The sequence below is a fragment of the Photobacterium kishitanii genome (genome assembly GCF_003026355.1).
Classification (GTDB): domain Bacteria; phylum Pseudomonadota; class Gammaproteobacteria; order Enterobacterales; family Vibrionaceae; genus Photobacterium; species Photobacterium kishitanii.
On sequence record NZ_PYON01000004.1, the window covers coordinates 199,833 to 217,668 of the forward strand.

12 protein-coding genes are annotated in these 17,836 nt (G+C 40.3%); 8 read left to right on the forward strand and 4 right to left on the reverse strand.

The features are described from left to right. Nucleotides 1-77 precede the first annotated feature (77 nt). From apbC to C0W29_RS06765, 8 genes are all read left to right on the forward strand, one after another. Entirely contained in the window at nt 78-1,166 is a 1,089-nt protein-coding gene (gene apbC, locus C0W29_RS06730; RefSeq protein ID WP_045044883.1) for an iron-sulfur cluster carrier protein ApbC, read from the forward strand. Between the two features lie 149 nt (nt 1,167-1,315). Further along, nucleotides 1,316-1,960, forward strand: a complete 645-nt coding sequence (gene udk, locus C0W29_RS06735) for a uridine kinase (RefSeq protein ID WP_036793907.1) — start codon at nt 1,316-1,318, stop codon at nt 1,958-1,960. Between the two features lie 186 nt (nt 1,961-2,146). Next, nucleotides 2,147-2,740 (forward strand): dCTP deaminase, encoded by a 594-nt coding sequence (gene dcd, locus C0W29_RS06740; protein WP_036793909.1) that lies wholly within the window; start codon nt 2,147-2,149, stop codon nt 2,738-2,740. A 207-nt stretch (nt 2,741-2,947) separates the two neighbouring features. Beyond that, nucleotides 2,948-5,059: an AsmA family protein gene (locus tag C0W29_RS06745; protein WP_045043976.1), complete on the forward strand. Its 2,112-nt coding sequence runs from the start codon at nt 2,948-2,950 to the stop codon at nt 5,057-5,059. A 192-nt stretch (nt 5,060-5,251) separates the two neighbouring features. Further along, a complete protein-coding gene (gene yhjD, locus C0W29_RS06750; RefSeq protein WP_036793912.1) occupies nt 5,252-6,223 on the forward strand; it encodes an inner membrane protein YhjD in 972 nt (323 codons plus the stop codon). A 463-nt stretch (nt 6,224-6,686) separates the two neighbouring features. Then, nucleotides 6,687-8,009: an anaerobic C4-dicarboxylate transporter gene (locus C0W29_RS06755; protein WP_036793914.1), complete on the forward strand. Its 1,323-nt coding sequence runs from the start codon at nt 6,687-6,689 to the stop codon at nt 8,007-8,009. A 336-nt stretch (nt 8,010-8,345) separates the two neighbouring features. Next, nucleotides 8,346-9,587: a cytosine permease gene (codB, locus tag C0W29_RS06760; RefSeq protein ID WP_045043977.1), complete on the forward strand. Its 1,242-nt coding sequence runs from the start codon at nt 8,346-8,348 to the stop codon at nt 9,585-9,587. Between the two features lie 9 nt (nt 9,588-9,596). Beyond that, on the forward strand, nt 9,597-10,874 hold the full coding sequence (locus C0W29_RS06765; RefSeq protein WP_045043978.1) for a cytosine deaminase: 1,278 nt from the start codon (nt 9,597-9,599) through the stop codon (nt 10,872-10,874). Nucleotides 10,875-10,937: 63 nt separating this feature from the next. Here C0W29_RS06765 and C0W29_RS06770 read toward each other — a convergent pair whose 3' ends face one another. The 4 genes from C0W29_RS06770 to rne all read right to left on the reverse strand — a co-directional run bounded on the left by C0W29_RS06770 (nt 10,938) and on the right by rne (nt 17,408). Further along, nucleotides 10,938-11,381 carry a phosphate-starvation-inducible protein PsiE gene (locus C0W29_RS06770; RefSeq protein ID WP_045043979.1) on the reverse strand — a complete coding sequence of 148 codons (444 nt, stop codon included), beginning with the start codon at nt 11,379-11,381 and terminating at the stop codon, nt 10,938-10,940. A 158-nt stretch (nt 11,382-11,539) separates the two neighbouring features. Beyond that, entirely contained in the window at nt 11,540-12,145 is a 606-nt protein-coding gene (gene cobO, locus C0W29_RS06775; RefSeq protein ID WP_045044882.1) for a cob(I)yrinic acid a,c-diamide adenosyltransferase, read from the reverse strand. A 114-nt stretch (nt 12,146-12,259) separates the two neighbouring features. Then, nucleotides 12,260-13,816 carry a SulP family inorganic anion transporter gene (locus tag C0W29_RS06780; RefSeq protein ID WP_107174134.1) on the reverse strand — a complete coding sequence of 519 codons (1,557 nt, stop codon included), beginning with the start codon at nt 13,814-13,816 and terminating at the stop codon, nt 12,260-12,262. 244 nt (nt 13,817-14,060) lie between these two features. Further along, the gene (gene rne / locus C0W29_RS06785; protein WP_107174135.1) at nt 14,061-17,408 is read right to left on the reverse strand and encodes a ribonuclease E; all 3,348 of its coding nucleotides are present in this window, start codon (nt 17,406-17,408) and stop codon (nt 14,061-14,063) included. Nucleotides 17,409-17,836: the final 428 nt, after the last annotated feature.

Genomic DNA, 17,836 nt, shown 5'->3' on the forward strand with positions numbered 1-17,836 from the left:
TACTGGTTGTTTTCTATACTAATACTGTGACGCAGATGTTGCTAATAGGCTATGACATTTATGTGGAGCGCTAATTTATGGCAACAACAACAAACCATTTCGACAGTGTTGGTGATATTAGCCAATGGCTGAATCAGTTTGAACATCCGCTTTTGAGTGCGGAATGGGCTGATGTCCCTCACTTTGTCTCGGTGTCGGCAGAAGGCGTTATCATTATCACGATCCCATTTGCGGCCAATGAACTAGCCCAACAATTACGAGTATGGATTGCAGATCAACAGCAACAAGGCCTCGTAAATGGTGGTTTAAAGTTTGATGTTCGCTGTCGAGTAGCAACACTCGCTGTCGCTGATAAGCAACCCCTTAATGGTGTCAAAAACATCATTGTAGTGAGTTCTGCTAAAGGTGGTGTGGGTAAATCAACAACATCAGTTAACTTAGCGCTTGGTTTACAACAACAAGGGGCGAAAGTTGGGCTATTAGATGCTGATATTTATGGTCCTTCAGTACCAATGATGCTAGGTACAATGGATCAAAAGCCTCAATCTCCCGATGGTAAAATGATGCTGCCTATTGAGGCACATGGTTTATACACCAACTCAGTTGGCTATTTAGTTCCAGCTGAAAGTGCAACTATTTGGCGTGGGCCAATGGCATCTAAAGCATTGGCACAAATTATCAGTGAAACTTGGTGGCCAGATCTTGATTACTTAGTTATTGATATGCCACCTGGTACTGGTGATATTCAATTAACCTTATCGCAGCAAATTCCAGTGACAGGCGCGATCGTGGTGACAACACCGCAAGATCTCGCTTTAGCTGATGCGATTAAAGGCATCAGTATGTTTAATAAAGTCGATGTGCCAGTGTTGGGTATTGTTGAAAATATGAGCTATCACATTTGTAGTAATTGTGCTCATCAGGAGCATATTTTTGGTACTGGCGGCGCGGCGAAAATGGCCCAAGATTATGCAGTACCACTATTGGCTCAATTACCTCTAGATATCAAGATTCGAGAAGATATTGATAATGGTACCCCAACAGTTATTACATCACCGGAATCAGAACAAGCTACAGCATACATTATGTTAGCTGCAAATATTGCCAGCCGATTATATTGGCAGGGTGAAACAGTGGCAGAGCAGATTACTATTCGTACAATGTAGTTATTCATAAAACAAAATTCGCTGAGATTATAACCATATATGTCAGATACCTCATTTTTGCTGGTATCTGCCATAGCAACTGCTTATAATCAGAGGGTTTAATTTATCCATATTCGCCTTGCTACGTGGTCTAATAGGTACTTTCTGATATGTCTGAAACTTCACACCAATGCGTTATTATCGGTATTGCAGGCGCTTCTGCTTCCGGTAAAAGTCTGATTGCCAGTACAGTTTATAAAGAGTTAAAAGAAAAAGTAGGCGATCACCAGATCGGTGTAATCACGGAAGATTGTTACTATAACGATCAAAGTCACCTAACAATGGAGGATCGCGTTAAAACTAACTACGATCATCCAAACGCGCTTGATCATAATTTATTGTGTGATCACTTAGAGCAGTTAATGAAAGGTGAAGCAGTAGAAGTACCACAATATAGCTACAGTGAGCATACTCGTTTACAAGAAAGTACAACGATGACACCGAAAAAAGTGATCATTTTAGAAGGTATCTTATTGTTAACAGATCCTCGCCTACGTGAAATTATGCACGCTAGCGTATTTATGGATACTCCACTTGATATCTGTCTGCTACGCCGTTTGCAGCGTGATGTTGCAGAACGTGGCCGTACTATGGAATCAGTTTTGGTTCAGTACCAAAAAACGGTACGTCCAATGTTTATGCAGTTTATTGAACCATCAAAACAATATGCAGATATTATTGTTCCTCGTGGTGGTAAGAATCGTATTGCAATCGATGTGTTAAAAGCACATATCGCTAAATTGCTGCGTTCATAATGATTTAAAATGAATAAGGCTGACAATATGTCAGCCTTATTTTTATGGCTATTATTGTTGGGGATTCCCCATTAACCGTTGCTGACCCATCAACGACACTGAGTCTTATTGATGTGTTTTATTATACCACTCTCATGTGCTGGGCACTGATAGGATAGAGTGCGTATTACGCAGGAGAGAGCTTGAATGAGACTTTGTGATAGAGATATCAGAGCTTACCTTGATGAAGGTAAAATCAGCATTGAACCGCGACCATCTGATGATTGTATTAGCGGTTTAACCATTGATGTAAGCCTTGGGAATAATTTCCGAGTCTTTAATGATCATGGCGCACCATTTATTGATTTATCAGGTAAGAAAGAAGATGTTGCCGCTCAGCTTGATAAAGTAATGAGTGATGAGATTGTGGTTGCGGAAGATGAAGCATTTTTTCTTCATCCTGGTCAATTAGCATTAGCGGTTACTCATGAGTCAGTAACATTACCTGATAATATCGTTGGTTGGCTTGACGGACGTTCATCATTAGCTCGCCTAGGCTTAATGGTACATGTAACGGCACATCGTATTGATCCCGGTTGGTCAGGACGTATTGTACTTGAGTTTTATAACTCGGGACGTTTACCGTTAGCATTGCGCCCACATATGCCAATAGGTGCGTTAAGTTTTGAAACCTTATCAGGTCCTGCGGAAAAACCCTATAACAAGCGTGTTGATGCGAAATATAAAAATCAGCAAGGTGCAGTAGCTAGTCGCATTAATGAAGATGACAAGCAAAGTTAATCTTGTTAGATGCTAGAGCGGTTGTTATTGCTTAAGAACCATTAAAGGCAGCCTTCGGGTTGCCTTTTGTTTAGCTATTACGTTTCTGGTGAACTAATCTTGGAGTTAATGGTCTTAATAACATTGATTTTTAAGGTTAATTCTCAACAAATTATTTTTGCATAACGCTCGATCAATTGTGGTGTTATATGCATAGCCGAGGACATAATGAAAAAAATACTTTATATCTTACTCGGGCTGATTTTATTAGTCGTGATTGGTATTGGTGCACTGGTAACCTTTGTTAACCCCAATCAGTTTAAGCCACTGCTAACTGAACAAGTTAAAAAAATGACTGGGCGTGATTTAGTCATTAAAGGTGATATTAGCTGGCGTTTTTTCCCTACACTGGGGTTAAGTGTTGGCGAAACAGCATTTCGCAATCCAGTCGGATTTGCACAACCTAATTTAGTCCAATTTAAGCAAGCAGATTTATCAGTATCAGTTTTACCGTTGTTATCACAACAACTTGATATTGGTGATATGCGTTTAGAAGGGGCGCATGTTTTTATTCAAACGTTAAAAAATGGTGTTACTAACCTTGATGGTCTGACGGATAAAAAAGCCATTGCAGACAAAACTGCGACAGAGAAACCAGCACAACATCATGAAAATGGTGCTAAAAAATCGCATTGGGAAGTATCCGTTGCAGGAATTGAATTAGTTAATGCAAGTGCTGAAATACTTAATGATCAGACTAAGATGACGGCACAACTTAATCACATTAATTTCACCCTTGATAGCTTTAAGCCGCAAACATGGACTAAAGCGACCTTTGATGTTCAAGGTAAAGTGAATACATTAACCTTTAGTGCTCAAGGTAGTACGGATATTAATCTTGCTGCTAATTATAACAATGTTAAGTTAAAAGCGTTCACTGCTAAAATGAGCATGAAAGATGGTGACACGGAGATTAAAAATGCTCAACTAGGACTTGATCAGTTTACCCTTGGTCAGTGGTCAAATGTCACTTTTGCTGTTAACGGACAAGTACCTGATTTAAGTTTTGATACTCATGGTACAGCTGAAGTAAAACTAGCTACAGATCATAATGTTGTTACGGTGCAAGGACTAAAGATCACTAATGATTTAGCGGGTAAAGCCTTACCTCGCCCAAACATGAACATCGTAGTTAATACTGATGCTAGCTATGATATTAGCCAAAAGCTTGCTTTAGTGAGTAGTATTAATATTAATGCTGATGGTACTAAAGTGTCGGGTTCTGGTTCATATTTAGCAGCGACAATCCCTGATATTCGTTTTGCGCTATCAAGTGATAATATTGATCTCGACAGTTGGTTACCTAAGAAAACAGCTTCCACGGATTCTGCAAATACCACAGTAACAGCGGCAACAAATACCTCAGTAGCAAAAGCTGAGAGTGATATTTCAACCCAAGAACCTGATCTTAGTGCGCTGAAAAATATCAATGTCGCTGGTGTGATTGCGATTAAACAGTTAAAAGTAGCCAATGCTGAAGTATCAAATGTTAAAATAGTTACGTCGATTAAGCAGGGCATTGCGACAATTAATCGTTTTGAAGCTTCTCTATATGACGGTAAGATCACTGGTAGTGCTTCTGTGAATGTTAATAGTGCATTACCAAGTTATCGCTTAAAAAATACTATTTCAAATGTGGCTATGTTACCGCTATTAAAAGCGGTAGCGAATAATCAACAACTCGCTGGTAAAGCTAATATCACAGCCGATCTAAATGGGCATGGATTATCAGAAACTAATATTCGTCATAATATTGCAGGCTCTATTAAAGTAAATATCTCAGATGGTGCAGTGTATGGGGTTAATATTGCCGATATGCTACGCAATGCGAAAGCTAAATTAAAAGGCCAAGCAGATAGCGGAACTGACACTGCGAAGAAGACTGATTTTTCAGCCTTAACTACAACCTTAATGTTAGGTAAAGGGATTGCATCAACCAATAATTTCCAGTTAGCTTCACCACTGCTGGCTATTAATGGTCAAGGCCAAACTAACCTAGTTGATGAAGGTATTGATCTGACAATTAATACAAAGATTGTTGCCAGTGGTAAAGGGCTTGATGAAATTAAAGGCATTAGTGTTCCTATCCATGTGAGTGGATATTGGCAGCAGCCTAAATACCGCTTAAATATTAAAGATTTATTTAAAAATAATGCAGCACTAGAGAGCAAAGCTAAGAAAGAAATCAATCGTGGTTTAGAAAAACTCTTTGGTGATAAAGCAAAAGATGACAACATTAAAAATGCGGCAGATAAGTTACTGAAAGGATTGTTTAATTAACATTTACTATCTAGTGGCATTACTAACGTAAATTATGATAAAAAAGGTTTGCTGTTATCGGCAAACCTTTTATTTTTTAACTATATAATCAATTAAGTAGCAGGCATTTAGTGCCTTGTTATTATTAGATTGGGTTTATTTTTTATCCATTGCTAATATTGTTGAGTATTTTCATGACGCATCAATAAAATTATGACTAACAAAACAACATCTTCTGAAAAATCGACGTTAATCTCTAAAATGATGGGGATATTAACCACCGTTGGTAATGCAATTAAAGCGTTACCCCCGATTGATCATTTTATACGTGCTGCAGATCGCTTTAACGATCGTTTAGGCAGTCAGTTTGGTGCAGCAATTACCTATTTTTCATTTTTATCACTTATCCCTATTTTAATGGTGTTATTTGCTGCTGCTGGTTTTATCTTGGCATCAAATCAAGCGTTGTTGACCAATATTATTGATAAAATTGTTGCTGGTGTAACTGATCCGAGTTTAGCCAAGACATTAAAGGATATGGTAAAAACAGCGATTAGTCAGCGTACTACGGTTGGTTTAAGTGGTTTAGCCATTGCACTTTATTCTGGCATTAGTTGGATGGGGAACTTACGTGAGGCTGTACGAGCACAAACTCGTGATGTGTGGGAACGTAAACCTGAAGACAAAGAGCATATATTATTGCAATACGGTAAAGATTTTATTGGCTTAACAGGCTTGGTTGCGGCATTGATTTTCACCGTAGTGTTAACTTCTGTTGCAGGTTCGGCGCAGGCAACCATTGTCGATGCGTTAGGGCTTGGCGGTATCACTTGGTTACGTCCAGTATTAACAACTATCGCATTAACAATTTCTATTTTGGCAAATTATCTGATGTTTTTATGGATATTCTGGATGTTGCCACGCCGTCGCTTTAATCGTAAGACACTGATGCAAGGAACTTTATTAGCAGCGATTGGTTTTGAAGCAATTAAGTTTGCAATGACATTTTTATTGCCTAAATTAGCGACTTCACCATCTGGCGCTGCGTTTGGTTCTATTATAGGTTTGATGGCTTTCTTCTATTTCTTTGCGCGTTTAACTTTGTTTTGCGCTGCGTGGATAGCCACCGCTAAAGAAAATCGTCCTGATTATGGTGTCGTTGCTGATGATGATATAGAAGAATAATATCAGATAGCATCATCAATTGGATTGGTTGTTAAAAAGGGTAGCATTATTGCTGCCCTTTTTTGTAGTAGCGGCAATATAGATAAATGCTACTCGTTAACTTATTTACAACAATGTAATTATGGTTGTTGGTGATAAAGTACTTGAGACTCATTTATTAAATGCAAGATGGTGAGTATGTTTGTGTTGCTTAAAACAACTCTTCGATCAATTGGTCATCATTAATGATGCATTGTTTATTATTTGATGCTGAAGTGTAATTTATTTTTGTTAAAATGGTAGTGTTATTGTTTTATTGCAATGGTGATTATTAGTCGTTGTTCTCATTAGTGGAATAAGGCTTTTATTGCTATTAATTAGTTTGATATTTATCAAGATGACATGTTGATATAACGGGCACTTTACTCATCAATGATAGGTACTTTGGTCACCAAAGTATCAGTGATATATAGGGAGATAAGTCATGTTGTATTTGGAGTTTTTATTCCTGCTATTGGTGCTGTATGCAGGTAGTCGTTTTGGTGGTATTGGGCTAGGGGTTGTTTCGGGATTAGGCTTATTGGTAGAAGTGTTTATCTTCCGTATGCCACCAACGTCACCGCCGATCACCGTGATGTTGATTATTCTTGCCGTTGTCACATGTGCCTCGATTTTAGAGGCTGCTGGTGGCTTAAAATACATGCTGCAAGTTGCGGAGCGCATTTTACGTAGCAACCCTAAACGTGTCACTATTGTAGGTCCGCTAGTGACTTATGTGATGACATTTATGCTCGGGACTGGCCATGCGGTGTATTCAATTATGCCGATTATTGGCGATGTTGCGCTTAAAAATGGTATTCGTCCTGAACGACCAATGGCAGCTTCATCTGTGGCGTCGCAACTTGCGATTACTGCCAGCCCAATTTCAGCTGCAGTGGTGTATTATCTCGCTCAGTTGTCGACGATCACTGAATCTATTCATTTGCTGTCGATTTTAATGGTGACTATTCCAGCAACCTTAGGCGGCACTTTATTATTATCACTGTATAGCTTACGTCGTGGTAAAGAATTAGCCGATGATCCTGAATACCAACGCCGCTTACAAGATCCTGTGTGGCGTGATCAAATTCTCCACACCACTAAAACCTCACTCAACGAACAATTACCTCGCTCAGCAATGCATGCGGTTATGTTGTTTGTACTTGCGTTAGTGACGATTGTCATTGTGGCAATGGTGCCAGAAATTCGTACCATTGGTGATGCTAAACCTATTTCGATGTCATTGATTATTCAAATGATGATGCTTGGTTTTGGTGGTTTAATTTTATTAGTTACGCGTACTAATGTGCAGAAAGTGCCGGAAGGGGTGGTTTTTAAATCTGGTATGGTAGCGGCAATCGCTATTTTTGGTATTGCGTGGATGAGTGATACCTATTTTCAATATGCAATGCCATCATTTAAATCTGGTATTACAGAGATGGTACAAGGCTATCCATGGACTTTTGCGTTAGCTCTATTCACCGTTTCAGTGGTGGTAAACTCACAAGCTGCAACCGCACGGATGATGTTACCAGTAGGCTTAGCAATGGGATTAAACCCTGCATTATTAATTGGTTTAATGCCAGCAACATACGGTTACTTCTTTATACCTAATTACCCATCAGATATTGCGACAGTTAACTTTGATGTGACAGGTACCACTAAAATAGGTAAGTGGTATTTTAACCATAGCTTTATGATGCCGGGTTTGATTGGCGTTATCTCTGCGTGCTGTATTGGTTATACACTTGCACAAATTATCATTTAACGAACAGATCATTGTAAATAAAAAAGGCACATTTAGTGCCTTTTTTATTGTAAAAATAGAGATGGATGAGATTAATAAGCATCTATTTTAATATCTTGGTTAGAGTTGATTGTTGATGGTGTTTTCTTGTGCTAATTTGTTTCAAAATGTGATCTTTATGGTAATTATTATTTTTTATGACTTTGTTTTATAATGTTTATTTTTATTAAATTTAAATATTAACGTTTGCTTTAATTATATGTTGTTGACTATCTTTTTTTTACAATCATAATACGCGCCGTTTATCCATAGCATCGAGCTTAATTTTAATGTTTGTATTAGATTGTGGTGGTAAAAATGGCGGCAGATAATAATTATAGTCTTGGGCCTGTTCCAATGGCAGCAAGGAAAGGCGTTGTATCGTTAACTATGGTCATGCTGGGGTTGACGTTCTTTTCTGCAAGCATGTGGACTGGCGGCTCTTTAGGTATTGGGCTCTCCTTTGATGACTTTTTCCTTGCTGTGGTCATCGGCAATCTTATCCTCGGTATTTACACTTCATTTCTAGGTTATATTGGCGCTTCAACTGGCCTTTCTACACATCTTCTTGCTCGTTTCTCTTTTGGTATTAAAGGCTCTTGGTTACCATCAGCATTATTAGGCGGTACCCAAGTCGGTTGGTTTGGTGTTGGTGTAGCGATGTTCGCGATTCCAGTTCATAAAGCCACGGGTATTGATACCAATATACTGATTGTTGTCTCTGGTCTATTAATGACGGTAACGGTATATTTTGGTATGTCAGCATTAATGATTTTATCTGCCATTGCTGTCCCTGCTATTGCCATATTGGGTGGCTATTCGGTTATTGATGCTATCGCCAGTGTTGGTGGTGTTACCGCGATTAAAGCGGTAGAGCCTGAAGTGACAATTGATTTCTCTGTTGCTGTGGCAATGGTAGTAGGATCTTTTGTTAGTGCCGGAACCTTGACGGCTGATTTTGTTCGCTTTGGTAAAAAGCCAGCGAATGCAGTTTTAGTTACGATGGTCGCATTCTTCATCGGTAACTCATTGATGTTTATCTTTGGTGCTGCAGGCGCGGCAGCTACTGGTCAAGCTGATATTTCAGAAGTAATGATTGCACAGGGGTTACTGATCCCAGCGATTATTGTGTTGGGATTAAATATTTGGACGACCAACGATAACGCTTTATATGCTTCTGGGCTGGGATTTTCCAATATTACTGGCTTACCAAGTAAATACATTTCAATGGTTAATGGTGTCATTGGTACCTTGTGCGCATTGTGGTTATACAATAATTTCGTTGGTTGGTTAACTTTTCTTTCTTTGGCTATTCCACCGATTGGCGGGGTGATTATTGCTGATTTTATGGTTAACCGAAATCATTATAAAGATTTTGCAAAAGCTGAATTTAAAACGGTAAATTGGGCTGGAATTATAGCCGTTGCTATTGGTGTTGCTTGCGGGCACTTCCTACCAGGAGTTGTACCTCTAAATGCTGTTTTAGGCGGCGCATTAAGTTATTTAATTATTAATCCAATTCTTAATAAAAAGCGTGTGGCTGACACTCAGCCGGCGTAAGGACATATCATGACAACTTTATTGATTAAAAATGCCATGCTGCAAGGTGAGAGCTCCTTAAAGCAAATTTTCATTGAAGATGGCCAATTTAAACGTATTGAAGATAATAACGTTGATTTTGATTACTGCGGTGAGATCCTTGATGCAGAAGGCGGATTGGCTGTAGCCCCTTTTTGTGAACCTCACATTCACCTAGATACAACCCAAACAGCGGGTGAGCCAAGTTGGAATATTTCAGGTACTTTATTTGAAGGTATTGAACGCTGGGCTGAACGTAAGCAAACACTATCGATTGAAGATGTAAAATCACGTGCGAAACAAACGCTGAAGTGGCAAATTGCTAATGGCGTGCAACATGTACGTACTCATGTTGACGTATCAGACCCAACGCTGGTGGCATTGAAAGCCATGGTAGAAGTGCGTGAAGAAATGAAGCAATGGGTTGATATTCAAATTGTTGCTTTTCCTCAAGAAGGCATTTTGTCGTATCCTAATGGTAAGCAATTATTAGAACAAGCCGTTCAATTGGGGGCCGATGTTATTGGTGCTATTCCTCACTTTGAATTTACTCGTGAGTATGGTGTTGAATCATTACACTATGTGTTTGAACTGGCACGTAAGTACGATTGTTTGATTGACGTTCATTGTGATGAAATTGATGATGAGCAATCACGCTTTGTTGAAACAGTAGCAGCATTAGCACATAAATATGAGATGGGTGAAAAGGTTACTGCTAGTCATACCACGGCAATGGGATCATACAATGGTGCTTATGCATCGCGTTTATTCCGATTATTACGTATGTCAGGTATTAACTTTGTTGCTAACCCTTTGGTTAATATTCATCTACAAGGGCGTTTTGATGACTACCCTAAACGTCGAGGTGTGACTCGCGTAAAAGAAATGCTTAATGCTAATATCAATGTTTGTTTTGGTCATGATGATGTATTTGACCCATGGTATCCATTGGGTACGGCGAATATGCTTCAAGTGCTACATATGGGGCTGCATGTATGCCAAGTGATGGGTTATGATCAAATTAATAACTCATTGGATTTGATCAGCAAAAATTCAGCTCGTACGCTAAATATTCAACATCGTTATGGTATTGAGCAAGGTAAGCCAGGAAGCTTATTAATTTTACCAGCAGAAAATGGTTTTGATGCGGTTCGTCGTCAAGTGCCTGTCCGTTACTCTATTCGTCACGGTAAAGTTATTGCGACAACTCAACCAGCAATAACTCAGATTCATTTGAATGAAGTAGAACAAGTTTCATTTAAACGTTAGCTATTATTATGCTCAAAAAGGCGAATCATTTGATTCGCCTTTTTTATGGTTAGTCGATTGTGATTAATTATCGGATTTCTTTATTTCAGGCAGTTCTGGTGCTTCTGGATCTTCATAAGGCCAGTAGTGATGGCCAATACGGATCATTACAGTAGCTGCTGCGAGAATGAACGCTGCGAGTGATAACCAAATAATAAAGGTACCATCGAGTTCTTTCATTCCGAGGGTGATATAGCGAGCAATAGCCATAATGGCAATATAAAGAGGATACCGTACAGGGATCTTACCGTGGGCGACAAATTGCTGCACCATCGCTAGAATTTCGAGATAGATGAACATTAATAATATGTCTGTTAACTGAATATTACGGTTAACAAAGACATGGATAAATTCATTTACCATTGCGACAACGGTAGCTAAGGTAATGGCTGTTAATAATACCGCTTCTAAAAGATGAAATACTTTTAGAAAAGGCTTACTAAATGAGCGGGGTAAATGGGAAGGCATATTTTCTCCAGCTTTAACGCTGTTCGTATTCTTATTAAGCATTTCTTTATTGTAAGATGTAATGCTTATTCTAATAGTAAAATTTCATTTAATTTAAATGAGTGTTACTTTATTGTACTGTTTGAGTGGTTATTGAGCACGTTATTTGTGGCGCTGTTTTACCAATCAATACCTTTACGTGCTTTTATTCCTTGTTCAAATGCATGTTTAACATTGCGAACTTCAGAGACAGTGTCTGCAATTTCAATTAATTGGCGATGGGCAGCACGACCCGTAATTATTACCGTTTGTTGTGGTGGTCGAGCATTGATTGCATTGATAATTTCATCTAAATCAATATAGTCGTAAGTCACCATATAAGTGAGCTCATCAAGTAGAACCACATCTAATTGTTCATCGCCTAGCATCGCTTTACAATCAGCCCATGTTGTTTGTGCTGCGAGTGTATCTGCGGTTTTATTTTGAGTTTCCCATGTAAAGCCTGTTGCCATAATGGAAAATTTAACGCCGTGTTGTTGTAAAAGGTTACGTTCGCCGCAGTCCCAAGTACCTTTAATAAATTGTCCTACACCACATTGCTGTCCATGACCGACTGCACGAGCGATCATTCCAAAGCCTGAGGTTGATTTGCCTTTCCCGTTCCCCGTAATAACCAGTACCAGTCCTCGTTCTTGTTGGGCGGCATTGATTTTATTATCAACCTGTTGTTTTAGACGTTGTTGACGAGCTTGGTGGCGATCATCCTTGGTGGTTTTATCAACCATAATTTCCTCTTAGAAAGCATTGTCGTATTGGTAATATAGCTCAGCAGTGATTATAAACGAAAGCCCGTGTAGTCAAAGGACTACACGGGCTTTTATTTTATATTGTTGAAATTATTAACCTAGAACGTCTGTTGCGACCTTGTAAGTTGGATCCTCTAACATATTCACTTCGACTAAATTACCTGCTTTTTGCAGTAATCGACGACACTCAGGGCTCAAGTGGCGAATATGAAGGGTTTTATTACGGCTTGCATAGCGTTCTGCAAGCGTATCAATTGCTTCAATAGCAGAATGATCAGCGACTCGAGAATGTGCAAAATCAATAATGACTGTTTTTGGATCATTGGGAGCATCAAATAGCTCAAGAAAATGCGATGCAGAGCCAAAAAATAGTGGACCATTAACTTGGTAAACTTTGGTGCCATCGTTATCAATATGCGAACTCGCATAAATTTGTTTGGCGTGATTCCAAGCAAAGACTAATGCCGAGTAAATAACACCAACAAACACCGCCACAGCAAGATCGGCAGCAACCGTCACACAGGTAACAAGAATAATGGTAAAGAAGTCATGTTTAGGGACTTTACGGATCATGCGTAAACTGGCCCACTCAAAGGTACCGATAACCACCATAAACATCACACCAACTAATGCTGCTAATGGGATCATTTCAATGAATGCCGATCCAAACAGAATAAATACTAATAAACCTATTGCTGCTGTAATACCAGATAAACGCCCACGGCCGCCAGAGTTAATGTTGATCATTGATTGACCAATCATTGCACAACCACCCATAGCACCAAATACTGAACAGGTTATATTTGCCATACCTTGGCCGACACATTCACGATTACCGTGACCACGAGTATTGGTCATCTCATCAATAACGGTCAATGTCAGTAATGACTCAATGAGGCCGACAGCAGCAAGAATGAGTGAGTAAGGTAAAATGATTTTAAGGGTTGCTAGATTAAAGCCAACATCAGGGAGTGCAAACGTTGGCAGAGATCCTGCCAGAGTTGCGTTAGCGTCACCACTCATGGTACGAACAAAATCAACCACGGTACGTGAATCAAGGCCTAATATATGCACCAACGCTGTGACGGTTAAAATGGCAACTAACGAAGAGGGGACCGCTTTGGTGAGTTTAGGTAAAAAGTAAATGATAGCCATGGTTAACAGCACTAATCCCAGCATGATATATAGCTGAGTACCATGCATCCATTCAAGGCCACCCGTTAGTGATGGCACCTTAAATTGACCTAATTGAGCGAGAAAAATAACAATCGCTAAACCGTTCACAAAACCTATCATAACAGGGTGCGGTACCATGCGAATAAATTTACCGAGACGGAAGACACCAGCCAATATTTGAAATACACCAGCTAACATGACGGCAGCAAATAGATACTGAATACCATGTTGGGCCACAAGGCTAACCATAACGACGGCCATTGCTCCAGTAGCACCAGAAATCATACCTGGGCGTCCGCCAAAAATAGCCGTTATTAAGCCGACAATAAATGCAGCGTATAGACCAACCATAGGATCTACACCAGCGACAAAGGCAAAAGCAACAGCTTCTGGTACTAGAGCAAGCGCTACAGTTAATCCAGAGAGGATGTCGTTTTTGACTGATTGTTTTGATACTTGAGGGAATTCAGACATATATTAGGCGTTCTTCTCTTCGCTAAAATGGATGGATAATTAAAGATATTGATTAACAGAATGTTACCGAAAGATTTACAGTGCATCAACTTAACCCGCTAAATGGTGTAAATATGTGCTTTTTGGGTATATTAATTAAGTTAGGCAATAAGATTGTTAAATTTTATGGTTGTTTTTGACTCAAAAAAGAGTAATAAAAAAAGCCATGCAGAAGCATGGCTTTTTATAAGCAGTTTATAACAACTTAGTCAAAAGATGGCTTAGTCATTGGTGCTACTGCACTATTGGTTGCTGTTTGGCTACCCGCGGCACGTGCCGTTGCACGTTCACGTAATGGTGCAGCTTCAACATGAGTTTTTGCTACTGTTTCAACAGGCGCTGGTGCTTTAGTCATTGCCGCAACCGCATGGAAACCACGTGGAGACGTTGCTGTTACTGGCATCGCTTCAGTGACAATTTTTGTCATTGGTGCTGATGCTGTTTTAACAACAGGTGCTTCAACAACAGGCGCTTCAACAACAGGTGCTTCAACAACAGGCGCTTCAACAACAGGTGCTTCAACAACAGGCGCTTCAACAACAGGCGCTTCAACAACAGGCGCTTCAACAACAGGCGCTTCAACAACAGGTGCTTCAACAATAGGTGCTTCAACAACAGGTGCTTCAACAACAGGTGCTTCAACAACAGGCATTTCAACAACCGGTGCTTCAACAACAGGCATGGCATTACGTAATGGGAAAGCTTTACCCATCGCAAGTTCAGGCATCGCAACACCACCTAAAGCGGGTTGTGACGTTTCCTTTGGTAATGCTTGAGCGATTGCTGAGTGATTAACAATGACAATATCATCGTTATTGTCAGATACCGACTCAGTTACTGCTGCTGCTACTGGTACTTCAATTGTTGGCTTGATACGAGACCATACTTTACCCATCGCCATTTCTGGTGCTGCTACACCTGATGCTGGACGTAGTGCTTTTGGTTTCTCGACAATAGAAACAACATTGACCATATCGCTAATTGTATCTGTAGCATCATCAACTGCTGCTTGCTCAACCGCATCTGCCATGTTGTAACAGCTTGGATCTTCATGCTGTTCATACTCTTGTTTTTCAACTCGAGTGTCACGAATGCGACGACGGCGTTGACCGCTAGCGCGTAGGTGACGTGGTGAACGACGGTTACGACGTTGATTGTTATCTTGCTCATTGTTTTCAGCTTGCTCATCAGTAGCAGGCTGAGCTTGAGTTGTTTGTGCTTCTTTCGCTATCGTTGTACCCATTTCCATTAATGGTGATGAGGTTTTTTCGATAACATCAGCAACAGCTTCAACAATCGGTTGGCTTTCAACAGCAGCTTCTACGTTATCAGTGAAACGGATTTTTTTCTGTAACTGACGACGTTGACGACGTTGTTTCACCTTAACGTTTTTGTCTTCTACTGGTGCTTCAACAGCAACGGTATCATTTGTTTTCGCTTTCACTTCGTCTGCTTGTTGGCGTTGTTGCTTTTGCGCTTGAATCTCTTCTTTACGAGATTGGCGTTGCTGCTCTTTCGCTTCTTCAGTACGAGGTTGGCGCGGTTGCTTCGCTGGACGATCTTGAGATTGACGGTTCTTATCCGTACGCTCATTGCGACGACGAGGTTGACGCTGCTCGTTGTTGCGATCTTGTTGTTCAGCGTTGCTGTCTTGATCACTCTCTTGGGTATTACGACGAGTGTTATCGCGATTACCTTGACGGTCATTGCGACGATTATCAGGACGACGGTTATTGTTGTTACGACGATTATTGTTATTTGTTTGCTCTTTTACTGGTGTTTCAACTTCTTGCTTAACTGCTGCCGGTTGTTCGGTAGTGTTATTGAAGAAAGATGATATTGCAGCAAAAATACGACTAAAGATACTTGGTGCTTGAGCAATAATTGTTTGTGGTTTCGCTACAGGTTGTACTTCTGGCGCTTTAACAACAGGAGCGGGTTGTTTTGGCGCTGCAAAACCGTGTAGAACAGGTTCTTCACGTTTTTTAGCGGTACGCTCTTGTTGTGGAGCTTCAGTTGCTTCTGCTTCTCTCAATGCATCAATAGTGCTTGGAAGATGGTATGAAAGTGTATCTTGTTCTTCACCTTCACGGATACGTAACACTTCAAAGTGTGGCGTTTCCATATCAGCGTTTGGCACAATAACAACACGCACATCGTGGTACTTTTCAATATGCTGTACTGCTGGTCGTTTTTCGTTTAGTAAGTAAGAGGCAACAGGAACAGGTACAATTGCAACAACTTGTGAACTGTTATCTTTTAGTGCTTCTTCTTCGATTAAACGTAGGATTGAGAGTGACAGTGATTCATTATCACGGATAACACCGGTACCTGTACAACGTGGACAAACGTGATGGCTTGCTTCTGCTAAAGAAGGGCTTAAACGTTGACGCGACATTTCAAGCAAACCAAAGCGAGAGATGCGACCAATTTGTACACGTGCGCGGTCAACACGAACAGCTTCACGTAAACGATTTTCTACTTCACGCTGGTGACGAACAGGTGTCATATCAATGAAATCGATAACCACAAGACCACCAAGATCTCGAAGACGTAATTGACGTGCAATTTCATCTGCTGCTTCTAGGTTAGTTTGCAGTGCCGTTTCTTCAATATCGCCACCTTTTGTCGCACGCGCTGAGTTGATATCAATCGAGGTTAATGCTTCTGTTGGATCGATAACTACTGAGCCACCTGAAGGTAAACGAACTTCACGCTGGAACGCAGAGTCAATTTGGCTTTCAATTTGGTAGTGACTAAATAGTGGTACTTCACCTTCATAACGCTTAATACGCGATAGGAAATCAGGACGAATTAATTTGATATGATCACGTGCGCGGTCAAATACTTGTGGACTATCGATAAGAATTTCACCGATGTCACGACGAAGATAATCGCGAATAGCACGTGCAATAACATTACTTTCTTGGTGGATCAAAAACGGAGCTGCTTGAGATTCAGCGGCTTCTTTCACTGCACTCCAGTGATTAAGAAGAACGTTTAAATCCCACTCAAGTTCCTCACCTGATTTACCCACACCAGCAGTACGTACAATTAGTCCCATACCCTGAGGTAGCTCTAATGTGCTTAATGCGGCTTTAAGTTGTGTACGCTCTTCACCTTCGATACGACGAGAAATACCGCCAGCACGAGGGTTATTAGGCATTAACACTAAGTAACTACCTGCCAACGAGATAAAGGTTGTAAGTGCAGCACCTTTGTTGCCACGCTCTTCTTTATCAACTTGGACGATAACTTCTTGGCCTTCTTTCAAGACTTCCTTAATGTTAGGACGACCTTGGTAAGAATAATTTGACGGGAAGTAATCTTTAGCAACTTCTTTTAAAGGGAGGAAGCCATGGCGTTCAGCACCGTAATCAACGAACGCAGCTTCCAGGCTTGGTTCGATACGAGTGATGCGGCCTTTGTAGATATTTGCTTTTTTAGATTCGTGACCAGGGCTTTCGATATCAAGATCAAATAGCTTTTGGCCATCAACTAATGCGACGCGCAACTCTTCCTTCTGAGTCGCGTTAATCAACATTCTTTTCATTATATTGTACTCATTATTGTTGTTGTATTAGCACAGCTAATTACATCAATTTTTTGATGGTGCCTGACTCCAAGTCTGATGTACGGGTGCAACCTCACGGTTGGAATGCAGGAGTGCTCTATGGCCACACGTATTAGCCAACTGTGTAGAGATGGTTAGATCTGAAACACACAGCTGGTATCACCACATCGAGGTGTGGTTGTATCTGTTACATCAAAAAAATCTGTAATCTGACGCGCTAAAAAAAACTCCGGTGACCATAACGTCTTACGCCACGTGCTGCGTTTATCACCTGAGTTGTATATAAAATAGCCGAAACGGTGAGAGCTTGCTCACCTTGTCAGTAAAATAAGCAAAAAAACTTATTCTAGAATGCAATCATAGCAGGCTCACTTTTTTGCGGCAATCTGCTTTATTTGCATGGTACA